At 72.5% G+C, this 19,625-nt stretch carries 21 protein-coding genes; 12 read left to right on the top strand and 9 right to left on the bottom strand.

All coding sequences use genetic code 11. The features are described from left to right. Positions 1-7: 7 nt before the first annotated feature. From msrA to ACFVXK_RS06970, 4 genes are all read left to right on the top strand, one after another. A complete protein-coding gene (gene msrA, locus ACFVXK_RS06985; protein ID WP_389610485.1) occupies positions 8-676 on the top strand; it encodes a peptide-methionine (S)-S-oxide reductase MsrA in 669 nt (222 codons plus the stop codon). 171 nt (positions 677-847) lie between these two features. Next, positions 848-1,120, top strand: coding sequence for a hypothetical protein (locus tag ACFVXK_RS06980; protein ID WP_389610484.1), 273 nt, complete (start codon positions 848-850; stop codon positions 1,118-1,120). A gap of 51 nt (positions 1,121-1,171) precedes the next feature. Then, complete coding sequence (locus ACFVXK_RS06975; protein ID WP_389610483.1) at positions 1,172-1,939, top strand: SDR family NAD(P)-dependent oxidoreductase; 768 nt, start codon at positions 1,172-1,174, stop codon at positions 1,937-1,939. Between the two features lie 12 nt (positions 1,940-1,951). Next, a complete protein-coding gene (locus ACFVXK_RS06970) occupies positions 1,952-2,365 on the top strand; it encodes a MerR family transcriptional regulator (protein ID WP_389610482.1) in 414 nt (137 codons plus the stop codon). Here ACFVXK_RS06970 and ACFVXK_RS06965 read toward each other — a convergent pair. Further along, positions 2,332-3,378 (bottom strand): NAD(P)-dependent alcohol dehydrogenase, encoded by a 1,047-nt coding sequence (locus ACFVXK_RS06965; RefSeq protein WP_389610481.1) that lies wholly within the window; start codon positions 3,376-3,378, stop codon positions 2,332-2,334. The two genes, ACFVXK_RS06970 and ACFVXK_RS06965, sit on opposite strands and share 34 nt — an antisense overlap. 158 nt (positions 3,379-3,536) lie before the next feature. On the opposite strand from ACFVXK_RS06965, the gene ACFVXK_RS06960 reads away from it, so the two are divergent. After that, on the top strand, positions 3,537-4,451 hold the full coding sequence (locus ACFVXK_RS06960; protein WP_389610480.1) for a helix-turn-helix domain-containing protein: 915 nt from the start codon (positions 3,537-3,539) through the stop codon (positions 4,449-4,451). Between the two features lie 70 nt (positions 4,452-4,521). Here the strand turns inward: ACFVXK_RS06960 and ACFVXK_RS06955 are convergent, their stop codons facing one another. Further along, positions 4,522-5,778, bottom strand: a complete 1,257-nt coding sequence (locus ACFVXK_RS06955) for an Ig-like domain-containing protein (protein WP_389610479.1) — start codon at positions 5,776-5,778, stop codon at positions 4,522-4,524. 144 nt (positions 5,779-5,922) lie between these two features. Continuing rightward, positions 5,923-6,264 carry a hypothetical protein gene (locus ACFVXK_RS06950; RefSeq protein WP_389610478.1) on the bottom strand — a complete coding sequence of 114 codons (342 nt, stop codon included), beginning with the start codon at positions 6,262-6,264 and terminating at the stop codon, positions 5,923-5,925. Positions 6,265-6,371: 107 nt separating this feature from the next. On the opposite strand from ACFVXK_RS06950, the gene ACFVXK_RS06945 reads away from it, so the two are divergent. Continuing rightward, positions 6,372-6,698, top strand: a complete 327-nt coding sequence (locus tag ACFVXK_RS06945) for an LPXTG cell wall anchor domain-containing protein (protein ID WP_389610477.1) — start codon at positions 6,372-6,374, stop codon at positions 6,696-6,698. Between the two features lie 163 nt (positions 6,699-6,861). Here the strand turns inward: ACFVXK_RS06945 and hutH are convergent, their stop codons facing one another. From hutH to ACFVXK_RS06920, 5 genes are all read right to left on the bottom strand, one after another. Beyond that, positions 6,862-8,403, bottom strand: coding sequence for a histidine ammonia-lyase (gene hutH / locus ACFVXK_RS06940; RefSeq protein ID WP_358893622.1), 1,542 nt, complete (start codon positions 8,401-8,403; stop codon positions 6,862-6,864). A gap of 117 nt (positions 8,404-8,520) precedes the next feature. Next, positions 8,521-9,642, bottom strand: a complete 1,122-nt coding sequence (locus ACFVXK_RS06935; protein ID WP_389610476.1) for a diguanylate cyclase domain-containing protein — start codon at positions 9,640-9,642, stop codon at positions 8,521-8,523. 125 nt (positions 9,643-9,767) lie between these two features. Further along, the gene (locus tag ACFVXK_RS06930) at positions 9,768-10,577 is read right to left on the bottom strand and encodes an enoyl-CoA hydratase/isomerase family protein (RefSeq protein WP_389610475.1); all 810 of its coding nucleotides are present in this window, start codon (positions 10,575-10,577) and stop codon (positions 9,768-9,770) included. A 31-nt stretch (positions 10,578-10,608) separates the two neighbouring features. Beyond that, on the bottom strand, positions 10,609-11,784 hold the full coding sequence (locus tag ACFVXK_RS06925; RefSeq protein ID WP_389610474.1) for an adenylate/guanylate cyclase domain-containing protein: 1,176 nt from the start codon (positions 11,782-11,784) through the stop codon (positions 10,609-10,611). 213 nt (positions 11,785-11,997) lie between these two features. Beyond that, the gene (locus tag ACFVXK_RS06920; protein ID WP_389610473.1) at positions 11,998-12,891 is read right to left on the bottom strand and encodes a biotin--[acetyl-CoA-carboxylase] ligase; all 894 of its coding nucleotides are present in this window, start codon (positions 12,889-12,891) and stop codon (positions 11,998-12,000) included. A gap of 95 nt (positions 12,892-12,986) precedes the next feature. On the opposite strand from ACFVXK_RS06920, the gene ACFVXK_RS06915 reads away from it, so the two are divergent. The 5 genes from ACFVXK_RS06915 to ACFVXK_RS06895 all read left to right on the top strand — a co-directional run bounded on the left by ACFVXK_RS06915 (position 12,987) and on the right by ACFVXK_RS06895 (position 17,018). Then, positions 12,987-14,294: an RNA-guided endonuclease InsQ/TnpB family protein gene (locus ACFVXK_RS06915; RefSeq protein WP_389610530.1), complete on the top strand. Its 1,308-nt coding sequence runs from the start codon at positions 12,987-12,989 to the stop codon at positions 14,292-14,294. 37 nt (positions 14,295-14,331) lie between these two features. Next, positions 14,332-15,924, top strand: coding sequence for an acyl-CoA carboxylase subunit beta (locus tag ACFVXK_RS06910; protein ID WP_389610472.1), 1,593 nt, complete (start codon positions 14,332-14,334; stop codon positions 15,922-15,924). Positions 15,925-15,945: 21 nt separating this feature from the next. Then, positions 15,946-16,158, top strand: a complete 213-nt coding sequence (locus tag ACFVXK_RS06905; RefSeq protein WP_389610471.1) for an acyl-CoA carboxylase epsilon subunit — start codon at positions 15,946-15,948, stop codon at positions 16,156-16,158. 106 nt (positions 16,159-16,264) lie between these two features. Beyond that, positions 16,265-16,399, top strand: a complete 135-nt coding sequence (gene mmpB, locus ACFVXK_RS06900; protein ID WP_385533464.1) for a morphogenic membrane protein MmpB — start codon at positions 16,265-16,267, stop codon at positions 16,397-16,399. Between the two features lie 19 nt (positions 16,400-16,418). Next, the gene (locus ACFVXK_RS06895; RefSeq protein WP_389610470.1) at positions 16,419-17,018 is read left to right on the top strand and encodes a Maf family protein; all 600 of its coding nucleotides are present in this window, start codon (positions 16,419-16,421) and stop codon (positions 17,016-17,018) included. Here the strand turns inward: ACFVXK_RS06895 and ACFVXK_RS06890 are convergent. Further along, positions 16,999-17,442, bottom strand: a complete 444-nt coding sequence (locus ACFVXK_RS06890; protein WP_389610469.1) for a hypothetical protein — start codon at positions 17,440-17,442, stop codon at positions 16,999-17,001. The two genes, ACFVXK_RS06895 and ACFVXK_RS06890, sit on opposite strands and share 20 nt — an antisense overlap. 378 nt (positions 17,443-17,820) lie before the next feature. Here ACFVXK_RS06890 and ACFVXK_RS06885 point away from each other — a divergent pair, with 378 nt between their 5' ends. Then, on the top strand, positions 17,821-19,584 hold the full coding sequence (locus ACFVXK_RS06885; protein ID WP_389610468.1) for an acetyl/propionyl/methylcrotonyl-CoA carboxylase subunit alpha: 1,764 nt from the start codon (positions 17,821-17,823) through the stop codon (positions 19,582-19,584). Positions 19,585-19,625: the final 41 nt, after the last annotated feature.

Raw genomic sequence — 19,625 nt, 5'->3', positions numbered from 1 at the left:
GGCGACCATGTTCTCGTACCGCCGCACGCCCGAACTGCCCACCCGCGAGGAAGCCCTCAAGGGCCGCGCCGAAGCGCAGTTCTCCCTGCCCGAGCGCCACACGGTCCTCGGCAACCCCCTGGCCGGCCCCTACCCCGAGGGCCTGGAGGTCGCCGACTTCGGCCTGGGCTGCTTCTGGGGCGCGGAGCGCAAGTTCTGGCAGACCCCCGGGGTGTGGACGACGCTGGCCGGCTACCAGGGCGGCTACACCGAGAACCCGTCGTACGACGAGGTCTGCTCGGGCCAGACGGGCCACACGGAGGTCGTCCGCGTCGTCTTCGACCCGGCGCAGGTCTCCTACTCCACCCTCCTGAAGCTTTTCTGGGAGTCCCACGACCCCACCCAGGGCTTCCGCCAGGGCAACGACGTGGGCACCCAGTACCGCTCGGCGGTCTACACCCACTCCCCCGCCCACCAGCAGACCGCCGAGGCCTCCCGCGAGGCCTACCAGCAGGTCCTGACCTCCTCCGGCTACGGCGCCATCACCACGGCCGTCCTCCCGGCGGAACCCCGCCCCTTCTGGCCGGCGGAGCCCTACCACCAGCAGTACCTCGACAAGAACCCCGGCGGCTACTGCGGCATCGGCGGCACGGGCGTCTCCTGCCCGATCGGCGTGGCCCCGGCGCCGGGGGCGTAGGCCACCCGCGCCGACGACCGGCGGCGGCCCGGCGGGCCCCGAACCCGCAGGGCCGCCGCCGGTCACCCTTTCGGTGGGGAAAGCCGGCCGAGCCCTGGGTACGCCGGCGGCGGGGCCCAGAATCTCGCGCATGATCCTGGACGCCCACGCGGCGCTCGCCGTCCTTCTGCCGTGAACACCGGCTGGCGCTGGGAGTACGACCCCGACCACGCCCACGTGGCGGGCGGCGTTCCCGCCGCAGTCGTGGCCGAGGTGGAGCGTCTGGCCGGACAGCTCGTCGACCTGGCCGTCCTGGGGGCGCACCTGGACGAGATCGGCGACGGCCCCCGGCCGGGCGGCCTGCGCCGCATGGACGCCGCCGGTGGATGGTTCTACTTCCTCGCCGCGCCCAGGGCGAGACTGATCGTCGTCGTACGCATCGTCCCGCCGTTCGAGGCGCTGTAGTCCCCGGCCGGCTTGACCTTGTCACTGGCGGCAGGGTTGTTCCCTCGGGGCATGGACAGCGACAAGAACAGCAACAGCGGTCCGCGCGTCGTGCTCGTCACCGGCGCCGGGACCGGGATCGGGCGGGCCACCGCCCGGGCCTTCGCCGCGCGCGGGGATCTCGTGGTCGCCGTCGGGCGGCGGCCCGGGCCGCTGGAGGAGACCGCCGGGGGGTACGCCGGGATACGGGTGCTGCCCGGGGACGTCGCCGGCGCCGGGGAGCCGGAGCGGATCGTCCGTGAGGTCCTCGCGGCGTACGGGCGGATGGACGTGCTCGTCAACAACGCCGGGATCGTGCGGGCCGGCCCCCTCGGCGCGGTGGCCGCCCCCGACGTGGCCGAGCAGCTGGGGGTCAACCTCGTGGCGCCGGTGCTGCTCGCGCAGGCCGCGCTCCCCGCGCTGGAGGCCTCGGGGGGCGGGGTCGTGGTCAACGTGAGCACCGCCGTCGGGCTGCGGGGGTGGGCGGGGGCGTCCGTGTACGCCGCCACCAAGGCCGCCCTGGACACCCTCACCCGCAGCTGGGCGGTGGAGCTGGCCCCGCGCGGCGTGCGGGTCGTGGCGGTGGCCCCGGGGGCCGTGGACACGCCGATCGGGGAGCACCAGGGGCTGAGTCCCGAGCGGGCCGCCGAGGTGCGGGCCTGGCAGCTGGCGCGCACCCCGCTGGGCCGGATCGGACGGCCCGAGGAGGTCGCCTGGGCGGTGTGCCGGCTCGCGGACCCGGCCGCCTCGTTCCTGACCGGGGTGGTGGTCCCGGTCGACGGGGGCGCGTCCGTGGGCTGAGAGCATGGCCGGATGCTGATCGGGGAACTGGCCGACGCCACCGGCGCGAGCGCCCGCGCCCTGCGCCACTACGAGGGCGCCGGGCTGATCTCCTCCGCGCGGATGCCGAACGGCTACCGGGTCTACGAAGGCCGGGCCGTCGCCAGGGTCCGCAACATCCGGGCCCTGCTCGACGCGGGACTCACCCTGGACGACGTACGGGTCTTCCTGCCCTGCCTGGACGGGGACGTCGCCACCGGCCCGCCCTCCCCCGAGGGGCTGGCCGTGGCCCGGCGGCGGCTCGCCGTCCTGGAGGCCCGGATCGCCGCGCAGACGGCGGCCCGGGACCGGCTGCGGGAGGCCCTGGGGCGGGCGGAGCCGCAGGAGCGGCAGGAGCGGCAGGAACGGCAGGGTCAGATCGTCGAGGCGTCGATCACGAAGCGGTAGCGGACGTCGCTGGCCAGGACGCGGTCGTAGGCCTCGTTGATCTGCTCGCCGCTGATCACCTCGATCTCCGAGCCCAGCCCGTGCGCCGCGCAGAAGTCGAGCATCTCCTGGGTCTCCGCGATACCCCCGATCATGGAGCCGGCCAGCGTCTTGTTGCCGCCGATGACCGAGAACAGGTTCAGTTCCACCGGCTCCTCCGGGGCGCCGACGTTCACCAGCGCGCCGCCGACCCGCAGCAGGGACAGGTAGCGGTCGAGGCCCAGCGGGGCCGAGACCGTGGAGAGGATCAGGTCGAAGCGGCCCCTGAGCTCCTCGAACGTGGCCGCGTCGGCGGTCGCGTGGTAGTGGTCGGCGCCCAGCCGCAGGCCGTCCTCCCGCTTGCGCAGGGACTGCGACAGGACGGTCACCTCCGCGCCCAGCGCGTGCGCGATCTTCACGCCCATGTGCCCGAGGCCGCCCAGGCCGACGATCGCGACCTTCTTGCCCGGGCCCGCCCCCCAGTGCTTGAGCGGCGAGTAGAGGGTGATCCCGGCGCACAGCAGCGGCGCGGCCACGTCGAGGGACAGCCCCTCGGGGATGCGGACGGCGTAGTTCTCGTCGACGACCAGGTGCGTGGAGTAACCGCCGTACGTGGGCTCGCCGTTCCTGTCGAGCGCGTTGTACGTGCCGGTCATCCCCCGGACGCAGTGCTGCTCCTGCCCCGCCAGGCAGTGCTCGCACTCCCGGCAGCTGTCGACGAAGCAGCCGACGCCCACCCGGTCGCCGACCGCGTACTTCGTGACGCCCGCGCCGACCTCGGCGACCACACCGGCGATCTCGTGGCCCGGGACCATGGGGAAGATCCCCTCGCCCCAGCCGTCGCGGGCCTGGTGGATGTCGGAGTGGCAGATGCCGGCGTACTTGATCTCGATGAGGACGTCGTGCTCGCCGACCGGACGGCGCGGAACGGTGGTGCGCTCCAGCGGGGCCTTGGGGGCGGGGGCGGCGTAGGCGGCTACCTGGGTGACGGACATGGGGGTGTGCTCCTCGGTCGGTACTGCGAACGTCCTCCACCCTGGCCCGGTCCGGGCCGCGTACCCAGACCCCTGCTGAGCCTAGGACTGCCGTGCCTACCCCTGAGGGGGTCAGGCTGAGCCCCGCGCGGGGCGGCCCGGGCACGGATACTTGCGCCATGGACCACCACCTGGACCAACGAGCCGAACTGGGGGACTTCCTCCGCACCTGCCGCGCCCGGCTGCGCCCCGAGGACGTGGGCCTGCCCGACCACGGGCGCCGCCGCCGGGTACCCGGGCTGCGCCGGGAGGAACTCGCGCAGCTGGCCGGGGTGTCGGTGGCCTACTACACGCGCCTGGAGCAGGGCCACGGCCACAACGTGTCGGCGGAGGTCCTGGACGCCGTCGCACGGGCGCTGCGCCTGGGCGACACGGAGACGGCCCACCTCAACCACCTGGCGAGCCCCCGCACCCGCCGGGGCGGCCGCTCCCGCCGCCCCCAGCAGGTCCGCCCTGAGCTGCGCACGCTGCTGGACGCGATGGAGGGCGTACCGGCGTACCTGGTGGGGCGGCGCCAGGACGTGATCGGCTGGAACCGGCTGGCCGCGGCCGTGTTCGGGGACTTCGGGGCGCACCCGCCGGCGGAGCGCAACCTGGTGCGGCTGGTGTTCCTGGACCCGGCGACGGCGGAGCTGTACGCGGACTGGGAGTGCCGGGCCTGCGAGGTGGTCAGCAACCTGCGCCTGTACGCCGGCCAGCACCCCGACGACGAGCAGCTGACGGCGCTGGTCGGGGAGCTGTCGGTGAAGAACGAGGAGTTCCGCCGGCTGTGGGCGGCACACACGGTGGCCGACAAGACGCACGGGGTGAAGCGGCTGCGCCACCCCCTCGTGGGCGAGCTGGAGCTGGCCTTCGAGACGCTGACCCTGCCCGACGACCCGGCCCAGTTCCTGGTCACCTTCCACGCCGCCCCGGGCTCACCGTCGGCGGACGCCCTGCGGCTGCTGTCCTCGTGGACGGCCCCCATGCCGCCGGCGCCGGCGACGGCGCCCGCGTCCACGTCGGCGTCCACGTCCGCGGAGGAGCGGGCCTGAAACGACGACGGCGGGGAGCCCCAGAAGGAGGCTCCCCGCCGTTCACGCCTACCGGCGTCCGACCGTCACGTCACGCGGACGGACCGGCCTTCCACTCGGCCCAGGTCATGTTCCAGCCGTTGAGACCGTTGTCCGGCTTGATGGTCTTGTCCGGGGAGTTGACCACGGTCACCACGTCACCGATGAGCGAGTTCTCGTAGAACCACGCACCGGCCGTGTCCGGGTCGTTGGCGCCCTTCGAGTCGTTCAGGCCGACACAGCCGTGGCTGGTGTTGACGCTGCCGAAGATCGAGTCGGCACCCCAGTAGTTGCCGTGGATGAACGTGCCCGACGTGGACAGCCGCATCGCGTGCGGGACGTCCTTGATGTCGTACTCGCCCTTGCCCTCGCTGTTCTTGAAGCCGACGGTGGAGCCGTCCATCCGCGTCTCCTTGAACTTCTCGGAGATCACCATCTGACCGTTGTAGGTCGGGTTGTCCGGGGAGCCCGCCGAGATCGGGATGGTCTTGATGACCTGCCCGTCGCGGGTGACCGTCATCTTCTTGGTCTTCGTGTCGACCGTGGAGACCTGGCTCCGGCCGACCTTGAAGGTGACGGTCTTGTTCTGCACGCCCTGGATGCCGGGCGCGCCCTGCACGCCCTGGAGCGCCAGCTTCAGCGTGACGGTGGAGTTCGCCTTCCAGTACTCCTCCGGACGGAAGTCCAGACGCTGGTTGCCGAACCAGTGGCCGACGACCTCCTGGCCGCTGCTGGAGGTGACCGTGATGGCCGCCTGGACGGCCTTCATGTCCTTGATCGGCTTGTTGAAGTTGATCGAGACCGGCATGCCCACGCCGACCGTCTGACCGTCTTCCGGCGTGTAGTCGCCGATGAAGCTGTTCTCCGGCGACAGGGTGGTGAAGGAGGCGTTCTCGTGCGCCTCGCGCCCGGCCTCGTCCTTCGCCGTCGCCGCCAGGGCGTACTTCGTGGAACGCTTCAGCGCGCCGTCCGGCTTCCAGCTCTTGCCGTCGGCCGCGATCTTGCCCTCGACGGCCGTACCGTCGGCACTCTTGAGCTCGACCTTGGTGAGCGTGCCGTCGCTGACCGTGACGCTCGCGCCGTCGGTCGTGGCTATGTTGGTGGATCCGTCCTTCGGCGTGATCGCTATCTTCGCCTTGGAGGCGTCCTTCGCCGCCGCCGCGTCGACATCGGCCTGGGACTTGGCCGAACCACCGCCCTGAGACTTGTCGGCACCCCCGTCATTGCAGGCCGAAAGCATCAGTACGCCGCCGAGCACGGCGGACACGGCCACCAGGGACCTTCGCCGCCGCTTGCTGTACGTCCTCACACGTCACTCCATCGTTGCCGGAAACCCCGAGGCTGCATTCCCGGGATCGGGCCGGGCAGGGGGCATCACCCCCTGCACGTCCTGACAACGCGTTAACGACGCGGTTCGGTTCCACACTCCGTTCGAATGTGTGCAACCCCACGGTCAGGCGTTGTCGGCCTCTTCTTCGAAGACCCCATCTTCCTCGTCCAGGTCCCACTCCAGGGACTCGGGGTCGTATTCGACGGGTTCACTGCTCCACGAGGCCTGGGCCAGCTCCACGCCGGCGAGCTCCGCGACCAGGTCGGTCGGGTCGACGAGGTAGGCCAGGGCCTCGGACTCATCTTCCCTCACCGCGGACTCGGCGTGGCCACGTTCCTCGTCCGGCATGAACTCGTCGGCCTTGATGTGCGCGAGGGCGGCACCGATGAGGGCGTCGGAATCCGACACCTCCAGCACCAAATCCACCCGAAGTCGGACGTAACGTGTCGTCTCAGAAGGGTTCATACGACGGAGAGTAAGCCCCTGACAGCCTCGACTTTCCCGCGACCCGCCCCTTTCACTAGCATCTGCGCACACGGCCAATTCGCTGCTTCCGCAAGGGGGATCGCACCGTGTCCGCACCTCGACCGCTGCTCACCGCTCTCGGAGCGACCACCCTCCTCGCCGCCCTCTGGTTCGTCCCGTCGGCGAACGCCACCGCCCCGCAACCCGAAACCTCCACCGGAGCCCCGGCCGCCGCCAACACCGGCACCGTCACGGGCGAGGGCACGGGGGACGGCACGATCGCCCCGGAGGAACGCCCCGCGACCATCACGGTCCTCTCGCTGGCCGACACGGGCAGCATCGACACCACCCCGTACGTCCTGGGCGGCACCCTCTGCCTGGGCCTGGGCGCAGGCTTCGTCACCTTCTCGGTCCGCCGGGCCCGGGTGGGTTAGAAACCCGGCACCGGGGAGAGCGGGGTCCCGACCATCCCCGCTGCCGGCGGGCCTTCAAGTCCCGCCCCGTGGGAGGCGCCCGGCCCCCGCCCCGCGAGGGGAAAAAGGCGAGGCCGCGCCCCGGTACCTCCCGGAGCGCGGCCTCGTAGTGGCAGTGGTGCGGCTACGCCAGCGGTCCCGTCACCGGCTCGACCGCCGCCACCAGGGCGCCCGCGCGGACGAAGGCGTCGGCCGCCGCGAGGTCCGGGGCCAGGAAGCGGTCCGGGCCGGGGCCCTCGACGCCCGCCGCGCGGACCGCCGCGAGGACGGCCTGGCTGGCCGGGGCCGGGGTGAGGCCGTGGCGCAACTCCAGGGCGCGGGTGGCCGCGTACAGCTCGATGGCGATGATGCGCGTCAGGTTGTCGACGGCGGTGCGCAGCTTGCGCGCCGCCGACCAGCCCATGGAGACGTGGTCCTCCTGCATGGCGGAGGACGGGATGGAGTCGGCCGACGCCGGGACGGCGAGCCGCTTCATCTCGCTGACCAGGGCGGCCTGCGTGTACTGGGCGATCATCAGGCCGGAGTCGACGCCGGCGTCGTCCGCGAGGAACGGCGGCAGGCCGTGGCTGCGGTTCTTGTCGAGGAGCCGGTCGGTGCGCCGTTCGGCGATGGAGCCGAGGTCGGCGGCGGCGATGGCCAGGAAGTCCAGGACGTAGGCCACGGGCGCGCCGTGGAAGTTGCCGTTGGACTCCACGCGGCCGTCCGGCAGGACGACGGGGTTGTCGACGGCGGAGGCCAGCTCGCGGGAGGCGACGAGGGCGGCGTGCGCGATGGTGTCGCGGCCGGCGCCGGCGACCTGGGGGGCGCAGCGCACGGAGTAGGCGTCCTGCACGCGCGGCGCGGACTCCTCCTGGAAGTGCCCGGTGAGCCCGGAGCCCTTGAGCACGGCGGCCATGTTGGCGGCGGCGGCGCCCTGGCCGGGGTGGGGGCGGATGGCGTGGAGCTCGGGCGCGAGGACCTTCTCCGAGCCGAGCAGCGCCTCCAGGGTGAGGGCGGCGGTGATGTCGGCGGAGGTGTAGAGGGTCCGCAGGTCGGCGAGGGCCATGACCAGCATGCCGAGCATGCCGTCGGTGCCGTTGAGGAGGGCGAGGCCCTCCTTCTCGCGGAGCTCGACGGGCTCGATGCCGTGCTCGGCGAGGAGCTCGCCGGCCGGGCGGACGGTGCCGTCGGGGCCCTCGGCGTCGCCTTCGCCCATGAGCGCGAGGGCGCAGTGGGACAGCGGCGCGAGGTCGCCGGAGCAGCCGAGGGAGCCGTACTCGTGGACGACGGGGGTGATGCCGGCGTTGAGCAGGTCGGCCATGGTCTGGGCGACCGAGGGCCGTACGCCGGTGTGCCCTGAGGCCACCGTCTTCAGGCGCAGGAACATCAGGGCGCGGACGACCTCGCGCTCGACGCGCGGGCCCATGCCGGCGGCGTGCGAGCGGACGATGTTGCGCTGGAGCTGCGCGCGCAGCTCGGGGCTGATGTGCCGGGACGCGAGGGCGCCGAAGCCGGTCGAGACGCCGTAGACGGGCTCGGGCTTGGCGGCGAGCGCGTCGACGATCTCGCGGGCGCGGCCGAGGGCGTCGAGCGCCTCGCCGGACAGCTCGACCCGCGCGTTGCCGCGGGCGACGGCGATGACGTCCTCGGCGGTGGTCCCGGAGGTTCCCACCACGACAGTGTGCATATCCATATTCAGCACCCTACGGACTGAATCCCTTCATGTCACTAGCTGAAAATGTCACGATCGGGTCGGCCGGTTACCCCTTACGGATCAACCCGTCCCCTTACGGATCAACCCGCCTTACGGATCAACCCGCCCCCGGAACCGCCGCCGCTCCCCCGGGGCCTCGCGCGCCGCCGCGTCGGCCAGCCGGACCACCGCCGTGTCCCGGCCGGCCACCACCGGGCCCGCCGACCGGGCGGCCTTGGCCTTGTACTGCGCGGCGTCCGCGAGCCGGAACAGCCGCCGCGAGGACTTCACCGCCCCGATCGGGTCCCCGGTGGAGGCCACCCCGCAGGCCACGCCCTCCCCCAGCTCCAGCGCGGCCGCCCGTACGCACACCTCCTCGGTGACCCGCACCACCTCGTCCGCCGACGGGCCGACGCTGACCAGGCAGAACTCGTCCCCGCCCAGCCGGGCGACCAGCGTGCCCGCGAGCATGGCCCCGCACAGGCTGAGCACCGAGCCGAAACGTTCCAGCAGCCGGTCTCCGGTCGCATGCCCGAGGGTGTCGTTGACCTTCTTGAGGCCGTTCAGGTCGCAGACGACCAGGCTCACCACCGCCCCCGTGCGCCGGTGCTCCTCCAGCGCCTCGTCGAGCCGCATGTCCACGGCCCGCCGGTTGGCCAGGCCGGTCAGCGGATCGGTGAAGGCCAGCCGCCGGGCCTCCTCCAGCCGCTCGTTCTGCGCGAGCCCGGCCGCCACCACCGCCGCCAGGACGGTCGCGAACTCCGCGTCGGTGTCGTCGAAGCCGGGCAGCCCCTCGTTCCGGGCGACGTACAGCTCCCCCCAGGCCCGCCCGCTGAGCACGATCGGCGCCACCACGCACGTCCCGCGCCCGCGCGCCCGCAGGGCGGCCCCCCGGCGCCCCGGCCGGCCGCCGTCGGCGCTGTCGACCCAGGCGTGGGGGCCGGCGCCCCCGACCCAGCGCTCGTGCAGGAACTCGGTGATCTCGGGGAAGTCGTGGACGGGGTAGGACTCGTCCTCGGGGAACTCCTCCTCCCCGGGCCGCAGCTCCCCCTCGTTCACCAGGACCCGCAGCCGGCCGCGTTCCCGCTCCCAGGCGGAGATGGCGGCGAAGGAGCCGTCCATCGCCAGCCGCGCGCCCCGGGCGGCGGCCCGGACGCTGTCCCGCGGCGCGCAGGCCGCCGCCATGGCCTGCGCGAGGCCCACGACGGCCCGAAGCCGTCCGTCAACTCCCATCACCCCAGATTAGGGAGTTTTATCCGATTAAGTGATGGATGGCGCGAGTTCGGGTGAATCCGAAACGACACCGCGCGGCCGAGACCGGCCGCCGGCCCGTACGGCCGCGCCCGCTGCTCGCCGTCCTAGTGCCCCGGCCACTGCGGCTTGCGCTTCTCGTTGAACGCCGCCACGCCCTCCGCACGGTCGCCCGAGAAGGCCACCGTCCGCCAGGCCGCGTCCTCGATCTCCAGCCCGGCCGCCAGGTCCATCCCGTGCCCCAGCCGCAGCGCGCGCTTGGCCGCCCGCAGCCCGACCGGGGAGTTCGCCGCCATCGCCGCGGCCAGCTCCAGGGCCCGCGCACGGTCCTCTCCGGCCGGGGCCACCTCGTCGACCAGCCCCAGCGACAGCGCCTCGGCCGCCTCCACCCGGCGGGCCGTGAAGATCAGCTCGGCGGCCCGCGCCGCCCCGACCCGGCGCGGCAGCAGCTGCGTGCCGCCGCCGCCCGGGATCACGCCCACCGACACCTCGGGCAGCCCCACGACCGCCGTCTCGTCGGCCACGATCACGTCGCAGGCCAGCGCCAGCTCGAAGCCGCCGCCCAGCGCGAAGCCGTGCACCGCCGCGACCGTCGGCATCGGCAGCTCCAGCACGCCCCCGTACGCCCCCCGGGTGGTCGGCCGCTGGCGCACCAGCTCGGCGTCCGACAGCGAGTTGCGCTCCTTGAGGTCCGCGCCCACGCAGAAGGCCCGCTCGTGCGTCGAGGTGAGCACGACCACCCGTACGCCGGGATCGGCCGCGAGCGCGTCGCAGGCGGCGGAGATCGAACGGGCCATCTCCGTCGAGACGGCGTTCATCGCCTTGGGCCGGTCCAGCACCAGCTCCGCGACCACCCCGCCGTCACCGTGCCGCCGCACCGCCACGAACTCCCCGAACCGGACGTCGCTCCCGCCCACGGCACACTCTCCCCGAAAAAGTTAACGAACGTTACCCGGGGATCCTAGGCGTCCGCCGCGTCAACGACCAGGGCTCCACGACACCCAGTCCGCGCACCGGCCGCTGCCACATCGGCTGGAGCGCGAAGCGGTACGAGCCCCCGCCCTCCTCGTTCTCGGCGTCCTTCTCCGACTTCGGCGCGGCACCCGTCCGGGCCAGCTCCTCGGCCATCGCCGCGTCCACCAGCACCGCGTCCTTCGGTGCTATCGAGGTCAGCCGGCTCGCCAGGTTCACCGTCGTCCCGAACACGTCGCCCATCCGGGTCGTCACCGTGCCGAACGCGATGCCCACGCGCAGCTCCGGCATCCGCGCGTCCGCCTCCATCGTCTCGATCAGCCGCAGCGCGATCTCCGCCGCCGTCGCCGAGTCGTCGGCGGCGTACAGCACCTCGTCGCCGAGCGTCTTGATCAGCCGGCCGCCGTGCGCGGCGACCAGGTCCGCCGCCGTCGTCTCGAAGGCCTCGACCAGCTCGCCGAGCTCCTCCTCCTCCAGCCGCCGGGTGAGCCGGGTGAAGCCCACCAGGTCCGCGAAGCCCACCGCGAGCCGCCGGTCGACCATCTCCTCGTCGTCCGCGACCTGCACCACCCGGCCCGTGGCCGCCGCCAGCTGGCGCCGCCACACGTAGACGAGGAACTCCTCCAGCTCCGGCAGCAGCAGCTCGACCAGCGGGTACGTGACCTCCGTACGGGTCATCCCCGGCTCCGGCGGCTCCGTCAGCCCCTCCAGGAAGGAGTCGATCTGCCACTCCGCCAGCCGGGCGGTGGTCTGCCCGGTGGACCGCGCCACCTGCACCGCCATCGGCTCGCTCAGCAGCCCGGCCTCCACCAGGCCCGCCAGGCGCCGCAGCGCCAGTACGTCCGCCTCCGTCAGCGCCCTGGCCTGCCCGATGTCCGCGAAGCCCATGGCCCGCCAGAAGCGGGAGGCCAGCTCCATCGACACCCCGGCGCTGCGGGCCGCCTGGAAGGGCGTGTAGCGCCGCTCCGCGCCCAGGATGAGCTGCTCCAGCCGGATGGCGAGCGGATCCGCCGTGGGCTGGGCCGCGTGGTCGACCTCGTGGAAGGGGGTGTGCTGGTCCCGTCCGATCGGCGTCCCGGGACTGCCCGAAGGACCGGACGAGGACGCGCTGGACGTGGGGTCGCCGACGGTCAAGGGCCGCCTCCTGTCCATTCCGTGCGCAATCCGGGGAGCCCGATCGGGATCGCCTAAACCATACGGCAGGTGTGCCGTAGCTCACTCACCCGTCTTTCGGGAGGCTCCTCGCCTCCGGGGCGCCGGAGCCCGGCTCACAGGCGCGCCCCTTCGGCTCAGAGCCTCGTGCCCGCTTCGGCCGGACAGGGGACCCCGTAACCGGCGGGCCCCTCCCCGGCCCCCGCCCGGCCGCTACCGCACCTGCCGCAGGTGGACGACGTCGCCCGCGCCCACCGCCACCCGCTCCCCGTCGGCCGTCCGGATCACCAGGTGCCCGTCGGTGTCCAGCGCCTCGGCGGTGCCGAGGAGCTCCCGGCCCCCCGGCAGGTCCGCCCGGACGTGCCGGCCGAGCGTGGCGCAGCCCGCCGCGTACGTCTCCTGCAGCCCGCTGTCCCCCGGGTCCCCGGCGGCGTCGCGCCAGCGCCCGTACCACTCCTCCAGGGACCGCAGGACGGCCTTCAGCAGGGGCTCCCGGTCGGTCACGGTCGCCTTGGCGAGGGCCAGCGAGCCCGCCGTCGGCACGGGGAGCTCGTCCTCGGTGAGGGTCACGTTGAGGCCGATCCCGATGACCACCCCTCCCCCAGAGCCTCCGGCCTGGGAGGGACCCCCACCCACCCGCTCGGCGAGGATCCCGCCGGCCTTGCGCTCCTCGCCCTCCACGGTCACCAGCAGGTCGTTGGGCCACTTGAGCAGCGTGTCCACGCCCGCCGCCCGCGAGAGCCCCGTCGCCGTGGCCACCCCGGCGAGCAGGGTCAGCCACGCCCACCGCTCCTCGGGCACGCCCGGCCCGGGCTTGAGCAGCACGGAGAAGAACAGCCCGGACCGCGCCGGCGCGACCCAGCTGCGGTCGAGCCGTCCCCGACCGGCCGTCTGCTCCTCGGCGACCAGCACGGCCCCCTCGGGCAGCGCGGCGGCCCGCGCGGCCAGATCGGTGTTGGTGGACCCGGTGGAGGGCACGACCTCCAGCGAGGTCCAGAGCCCGTCCGCGACGACGAGGGCCCGCGAGAGGGAGGAGGCGTTCAGAGGCGGCCGGTCCAGGCTCGACCACCGCCCGGCTCCCGCTGCGGCTGAAGCGTCTGATGCCATGAGCAATTCCTTCGGTCGCCGTACGTGATCCCCTGACCCGGGATTGTGTTCGGATCGTGACCGACCTTAGCTTCCGGGCCGTGGGGAATTCCGCAGTGAAGAGGGCATTCAAGTTCCGTTTCTACCCCGACGACGACCAGACAGCTGAGCTGTCACGGACGTTCGGGTGTGTGCGCAAGGTCTACAACCTCGCCCTCGCCGCCCGCACCGAGGCCTGGGCCCGCCGGGAGCACGTCGGCTACGGCCAGACCTCGGCGATGCTCACCCAGTGGAAGCGGACAGAGGAGTTCACCTACCTGGCCGAGGTGTCCTGCGTCCCCCTGCAACAGGCCCTGCGGCACCTGAACAGTGCGTTCACGGCCTTCCGGGAGGGACGGGCACGGCACCCGCGTTTCAAGTCCAAGCGGCGGTCCCGGGCCGCCGCGGAATACACCCGGTCCGCTTTCCGCTTCCATGCCGGGCAGCTCACGTTGGCCAAGATGGCGGCTCCTCTGGCCGTCGCCTGGTCCCGTCCGGTGCCGAAGGACAAGGAACCCACCACGGTCACGGTGTCCCGGGACCCGGCCGGCCGGTGGTTCGTCTCGTTGCTGTTCGCGGCCACCCCTGTTCCTCTGCCGATCACGACACAGGCAGTCGGTATCGACGTCGGGCTGAAGGCTCTCGTCACGCTCTCCACCGGTGAGAAGGTGCCCAACCCGAAACATGGACGCAGGGGTCGCGAACGGCTGGCCCGCGCGGAGCGCACGCTCTCACGGAAGCAGAAGGGTTCGGCGAACAGGGCCAAGGCCCGCATCCGTGTGGCGCGGATGCGGGCTCGGATCGCCGACCGCCGCAGGGACCACCTGCACAAACTGACGACTCGGCTCGTGCGCGACAACCAAACGCTCGTGATCGAGGACATCACCGTCCGCAATCTGCTCAAGAACCGGCGCCTCGCCCGGGCCATCGGCGACGCCTCCTGGCGCGAGCTGCGGACGATGCTGGAGTACAAAGCGGCCTGGTACGGCCGCACCCTGATCGTCGTCGACCGGTGGTTCCCCAGCTCCAAGCTGTGCTCGGCCTGCGGGGCGCTCGCCGACGCGATGCCCCTGAACATCCGCACATGGACCTGTACAGGTTGCGGCACGACCCACGACCGCGACGTGAACGCAGCGGTCAACCTCCTGGCCGCCGGGCTGGCGGCTGCCGCCTGTGGAGCGCGCGTAAGACCCCACCGGGACCCCTCCCGGCCGGGGCGGCGCGCGGTGAAGCAGGAAGCCCCCACCCGCGAGGGTGCACCGCCTCCCCTTAGGGAAGGCGGCAAGGCCAAGCAACCCAATCTAGGTGTGTCAAACGCCGCACTGCCGAGCGCCATGCCCGCCGATACGCTACGCACCAGTAGCCAGCAGCAGTCAATCAATTGACCAGGCAGTTGACACCACACAGGGAGCCGCGACCCCGATGTCCCAACCCTCAGAGCCGATCGACATCCACACGACCGCGGGCAAGCTCGCGGACCTGCGGCGCCGAGTCGAGGAAGCCACGCACGCCGGTTCCGGGCGCGCCGTCGAGAAGCAGCACGCCAAGGGCAAGCTGACGGCACGTGAGCGGGTGGCGTTGCTGCTGGACGAGGGGTCGTTCGTCGAGCTGGACGAGTTCGCCCGGCACCGGTCGACCAACTTCGGGCTGGAGAAGACCCGCCCCTACGGCGACGGCGTCGTCACCGGCTACGGCACCGTCGACGGCCGCCCCGTGGCCGTGTTCTCCCAGGACTTCACCGTCTTCGGCGGGGCCCTCGGCGAGGTCTACGGGCAGAAGATCATCAAGGTGATGGACTTCGCCCTGAAGACCGGCTGCCCGGTCATCGGCATCAACGACTCCGGCGGCGCCCGCATCCAGGAGGGCGTCAGCGCGCTGGGCATGTACGGCGAGATCTTCCGCCGCAACGTCCACGCCTCCGGGGTGATCCCGCAGATCAGCCTGGTCGTCGGCCCGTGCGCCGGCGGCGCCGTCTACTCCCCGGCCATCACCGACTTCACGGTCATGGTCGACCAGACCTCGCACATGTTCATCACCGGCCCGGACGTCATCAAGACGGTCACCGGCGAGGACGTCGGCTTCGAGGAGCTCGGCGGCGCCCGCACCCACAACTCCACCTCGGGCGTGGCGCACCACATGGCGGGTGACGAGAAGGACGCCATCGAGTATGTGAAGTCGCTCCTCGCGTACCTGCCGTCCAACAACCTGTCCGAGCCCCCGGCCTTCCCGGAGGAGGCGGACACCGAGGTCTCCGAGGCCGACCTCGAACTCGACGTGCTGATCCCGGACAGTGCGAACCAGCCGTACGACATGCACACTGTGATTGAGCACGTGCTGGACGACGGGGAGTTCCTGGAGACGCAGTCCCTGTTCGCCCCGAACATCCTCACCGGCTTCGGCCGCGTCGAGGGACACCCGGTGGGCGTGGTCGCCAACCAGCCGATGCAGTTCGCCGGCTGCCTGGACATCAACGCCTCTGAGAAGGCCGCGCGCTTCGTCCGGACGTGCGACGCCTTCAACATCCCGGTGCTGACGTTCGTCGACGTGCCGGGCTTCCTCCCGGGCACCGACCAGGAGTACAACGGAATCATCCGGCGCGGGGCGAAGCTGATCTACGCCTACGCCGAGGCCACCGTCCCCCTCATCACCGTCATCACCCGCAAGGCCTTCGGCGGCGCCTACGACGTCATGGGCTCCAAGCACCTCGGCGCGGACCTGAACCTGGCCTGGCCGACCGCCCAGATCGCCGTCATGGGCGCGCAGGGCGCGGTGAACATCCTGCACCGGCGCACCCTCGCGGAAGCCGCTCCGGAGGAGGTGGAGGAGACCCGGGCCCGGCTCATCGCCGAGTACGAGGACACCCTGCTCAACCCGTACACGGCCGCCGAGCGCGGTTACATCGACGCGGTCACCATGCCGTCCGAGACCCGCGCCCACGTGGTCAAGGGGCTGCGGCAGCTGCGCAGCAAGCGGGAGTCGCTGCCCCCGAAGAAGCACGGCAACATCCCCCTCTAGGCCCCCGAGGAGCTCACAGTGATGATCAAGGTCGTCAAGGGCAACCCGACCCCCGAGGAGCTGGCCGCCGCACTGGCGGTGGTCCACGCGCGCGCGGCGGCGCTGGCCTCCTCGCCGTCGGGCGCGCCCCGGGTCCCGGACGAGTGGGCGGCGCCGGCCCGGGTGGCGCGGCGGCACGTCATGCGGCCGGGGCCGCGGGCGTGGGGCCGTACGTACTGGCCCCACCAGGGCTGAGGCCCTCCCGGGGGCCCGCGGGGCACCCGAAGATGGCGCGAACGGACGGTGGCGCCTGAGTACCCGTACTCAGGCGCCACCGCCGCGCCGGGGCAAGGATCGGAGCATGCTCTGGTCAGACCCGAAGGACGAGCCGCCCAAGGACATGCGCGACGCGCAGGCGATGCTGCGGCGGATGCTGGTGGTGCTGCTGCTGGCGACCGTGGTGGGCGTCTACGTGCTGGGCGTGGCCCCGTTCTAGGCTGGCTAGGCTGGCCCCCATGACCGTACGCACGCTCGTCCTCGCCTCCGCCTCCCCCGCCCGGCTGAACCTGCTGCGGCAGGCCGGTCTGGCCCCGCACGTGATCGTCAGCGGCTTCGACGAGGACACGCTGGACCACGACGAGCCCGCCGAGCTGGCGCTGGCCCTGGCCGAGGCCAAGGCGGGCGTGGTGGCCGAGCTGCCGGAGGCCGCCGGCGCGCTGGTGATCGGCTGCGACTCGGTGCTGGAGCTGGACGGCGAGGCCCTGGGCAAGCCGGCGGACGCGGCGGAGGCCACGGCCCGCTGGAAGTCGATGCGCGGGCGGGCCGGCGTGCTGCGCACGGGGCACTGCGTGATCGACACGGCGACGGGCCGTCAGGTGTCCGCCACGGCCTCCACGACGGTCCGCTTCGGCGAGCCGACGGACGCGGAGGTGGCGGCGTACGTGGAGAGCGGCGAGCCGCTGCACGTGGCCGGGGCGTTCACGCTGGACGGGCTGTCGTCGGCGTTCATCGACGGCATCGACGGGGACCCGGGCAACGTCATCGGCCTGTCGATGCCGCTGCTGCGCTCCCTGCTGGGAGAACTGGACGTGTCCATCACGGACTTGTGGGCCTGAGCCGCTTCCCGGCCGCCGCGCGCGCTCCGCGCCGGCCGTCTCCGTGAAGGATCAGGACGCCCACGATCAGGCAGAAGACGGCCATCGTCGCCGCGAAGGCGCCCCAGCCGACGAGGGCGGCCGCGAGGGCGCCGAGCACCCCGTGGGTGACGGCGGCGGCGACGAGGACGACACGGGCGAAGCGGCCGGGCGGGTGGTCCCGTACGGCGGTGACGGCGAGGAGGACGGCGGTCAGCAGGAGGAAGGCACCGATGGCCGCGCCCAGCCCGTAGGTCGCCTTGGACATGAGGTCCGGGTCGCTGCCCTGGATGGACATCGACTGATCGGCCGTCGTCCGTCCGAGCACCAGGTGGACGAGCACGAGCACCGCGGCCTCCACGACGAGCGCGAGCGCGCCCAGCCCCGCCACGAGTCTGCGCAGCACGACGCCCCCATCCCTCCCACGCCACAAGCGTGTTCGATGTCAGGGAGGCTACTAACGAGTAAACCCGCGGACAAGAGGTCGGGACGGCTCCGTTGGACGACGGGCGCCGTGACGGCTCTCACGCAAAGATTGCCTAGGCCGTTCGTAGGGACTCCACAAAGAATCGACGGGGGCCGCTGACCCGCAGAACAGAGACCTTCGACGCGCCACAGGGTTACTGTGCAGTCGGGGATCTCCCTGACCTGGGCCGACACAAGGGTTTTCACACTCAAGGGGCACTCGCATCACGCTCTGTGTGGGCAAGCTCACCACCGGGGAAGGGTCGTAAGGCCGTGTCGGCAGTCCCTAAACTCAGCTTGTTTCAAGGAGGGAGCCATCGTGCGCAAGGTGCTCATCGCCAACCGTGGCGAAATCGCTGTCCGCGTTGCCCGGGCCTGCCGGGACGCCGGGATCGCGAGCGTAGCCGTCTACGCCGATCCGGACCGGGACGCTCTGCACGTCCGCGCGGCAGACGAAGCTTTCGCGTTGGGCGGTGACACCCCGGCGGCCAGCTACCTCGACATCGGCAAGGTCCTGCAGGCCGCGGCAGACTCCGGCGCCGACGCCATCCACCCCGGGTACGGCTTCCTGTCCGAGAACGCCGAGTTCGCCCAGGCCGTCCTCGACGCGGGCCTGACCTGGATCGGCCCGCCGCCGCAGGCCATCCGCGACCTCGGCGACAAGGTGGCCGCCCGCCACATCGCCCAGCGCGCCGGAGCCCCGCTCGTCGCCGGCACCCCCGACCCCGTCTCCGGGGCCGACGAGGTCGTCGCGTTCGCCGAGCAGCACGGCCTGCCCATCGCCATCAAGGCCGCCTTCGGCGGTGGCGGGCGCGGCCTGAAGGTCGCCCGCACCCTCGAAGAGGTCCCCGAGCTCTACGAGTCCGCCGTCCGCGAGGCCGTCGCCGCCTTCGGCCGCGGCGAGTGCTTCGTCGAGCGCTACCTCGACAAGCCGCGCCACGTCGAGACGCAGTGCCTGGCCGACTCCCACGGCAACGTGGTCGTCGTCTCCACGCGCGACTGCTCGCTCCAGCGCCGCCACCAGAAGCTCGTGGAAGAGGCCCCGGCCCCCTTCCTCTCCGAGGCCCAGAACGCCGAGCTCTACGCCGCGTCCAAGGCCATCCTCAAGGAGGCCGGCTACGTCGGCGCGGGCACCGTCGAGTTCCTCGTCGGCACCGACGGCACCATCTCCTTCCTCGAGGTCAACACCCGCCTCCAGGTCGAGCACCCGGTGACCGAGGAGGTCGCCGGCATCGACCTGGTCCGCGAGATGTTCCGCATCGCCGACGGCGAGGAACTCGGCTACGGCGACCCGGTCCTGCGCGGCCACTCCTTCGAGTTCCGCATCAACGGCGAGGACCCGGGCCGCAACTTCCTGCCCGCCCCCGGCACCGTCACCAGGTTCGACGCCCCGACCGGCCCGGGCGTGCGCCTGGACGCCGGCGTGGAGTCCGGCTCGGTCATCGGCCCCGCCTGGGACTCGCTGCTGGCCAAGCTGATCGTCACCGGCGCCACCCGCGAGCAGGCCCTGCAGCGCGCCGCGCGCGCCCTGGCGGAGTTCAACGTGGAGGGCATGGCCACCGCCATCCCCTTCCACCGCGCGGTCGTCGCCGACCCCGCCTTCGCCCCGGCCGGCGGCAACCCGTTCACGGTCCACACCCGCTGGATCGAGACCGAGTTCGTCAACGAGATCCCCGCGTTCGCGGCTCCGGCCGCCGAGGACACCGAGGACGAGCCCGGCCGCGAGACGGTCGTCGTCGAGGTCGGCGGCAAGCGGCTGGAGGTCTCCCTCCCGTCCTCGCTGGGCATGACCCTGGCCCGCACGGCCGCCGCGGGCGGTGCCAAGCCGAAGCGCCGCGCCGCGAAGAAGTCCGGCCCGGCCGCCTCCGGCGACACCCTGGCGTCCCCGATGCAGGGCACGATCGTCAAGGTCGCGGTGGAGGAGGGCCAGCAGGTCAACGAGGGCGACCTGATCGTCGTCCTGGAGGCGATGAAGATGGAGCAGCCGCTGAACGCGCACCGCTCAGGCACCATCGTCGGCCTGACGGCGGAGGTCGGCGCGAGCCTCACCTCCGGCGCCACGATCTGCGAAATCAAGGACTGACGCCCCCGCACCTGACGAAGGCCCCCCGCCCCGGGTATCCC

Origin of the sequence: Streptomyces sp. NPDC058157 (assembly GCF_042884105.1) — a bacterium.
Taxonomy (GTDB): Bacteria; Actinomycetota; Actinomycetes; order Streptomycetales; family Streptomycetaceae; genus Streptomyces.
This window is presented reverse-complemented; position numbering and strand designations above follow the sequence as displayed.

Coding starts and splice junctions, on each gene's coding strand:
- msrA (WP_389610485.1), top strand. CDS start 8: ATGTTCTCGTACCGCCGCACGCCCGAACTGCCCACCCGCGAGGAAGCC.
- ACFVXK_RS06975 (WP_389610483.1), top strand. CDS start 1,172: ATGGACAGCGACAAGAACAGCAACAGCGGTCCGCGCGTCGTGCTCGTC.
- ACFVXK_RS06970 (WP_389610482.1), top strand. CDS start 1,952: ATGCTGATCGGGGAACTGGCCGACGCCACCGGCGCGAGCGCCCGCGCC.
- ACFVXK_RS06965 (WP_389610481.1), bottom strand. CDS start 3,378: ATGTCCGTCACCCAGGTAGCCGCCTACGCCGCCCCCGCCCCCAAGGCC.
- ACFVXK_RS06960 (WP_389610480.1), top strand. CDS start 3,537: ATGGACCACCACCTGGACCAACGAGCCGAACTGGGGGACTTCCTCCGC.
- ACFVXK_RS06950 (WP_389610478.1), bottom strand. CDS start 6,264: ATGAACCCTTCTGAGACGACACGTTACGTCCGACTTCGGGTGGATTTG.
- hutH (WP_358893622.1), bottom strand. CDS start 8,403: ATGCACACTGTCGTGGTGGGAACCTCCGGGACCACCGCCGAGGACGTC.
- ACFVXK_RS06935 (WP_389610476.1), bottom strand. CDS start 9,642: ATGGGAGTTGACGGACGGCTTCGGGCCGTCGTGGGCCTCGCGCAGGCC.
- ACFVXK_RS06925 (WP_389610474.1), bottom strand. CDS start 11,784: ATGGACAGGAGGCGGCCCTTGACCGTCGGCGACCCCACGTCCAGCGCG.
- ACFVXK_RS06920 (WP_389610473.1), bottom strand. CDS start 12,891: ATGGCATCAGACGCTTCAGCCGCAGCGGGAGCCGGGCGGTGGTCGAGC.
- ACFVXK_RS06910 (WP_389610472.1), top strand. CDS start 14,332: ATGTCCCAACCCTCAGAGCCGATCGACATCCACACGACCGCGGGCAAG.
- ACFVXK_RS06905 (WP_389610471.1), top strand. CDS start 15,946: ATGATCAAGGTCGTCAAGGGCAACCCGACCCCCGAGGAGCTGGCCGCC.
- mmpB (WP_385533464.1), top strand. CDS start 16,265: ATGCTCTGGTCAGACCCGAAGGACGAGCCGCCCAAGGACATGCGCGAC.
- ACFVXK_RS06895 (WP_389610470.1), top strand. CDS start 16,419: ATGACCGTACGCACGCTCGTCCTCGCCTCCGCCTCCCCCGCCCGGCTG.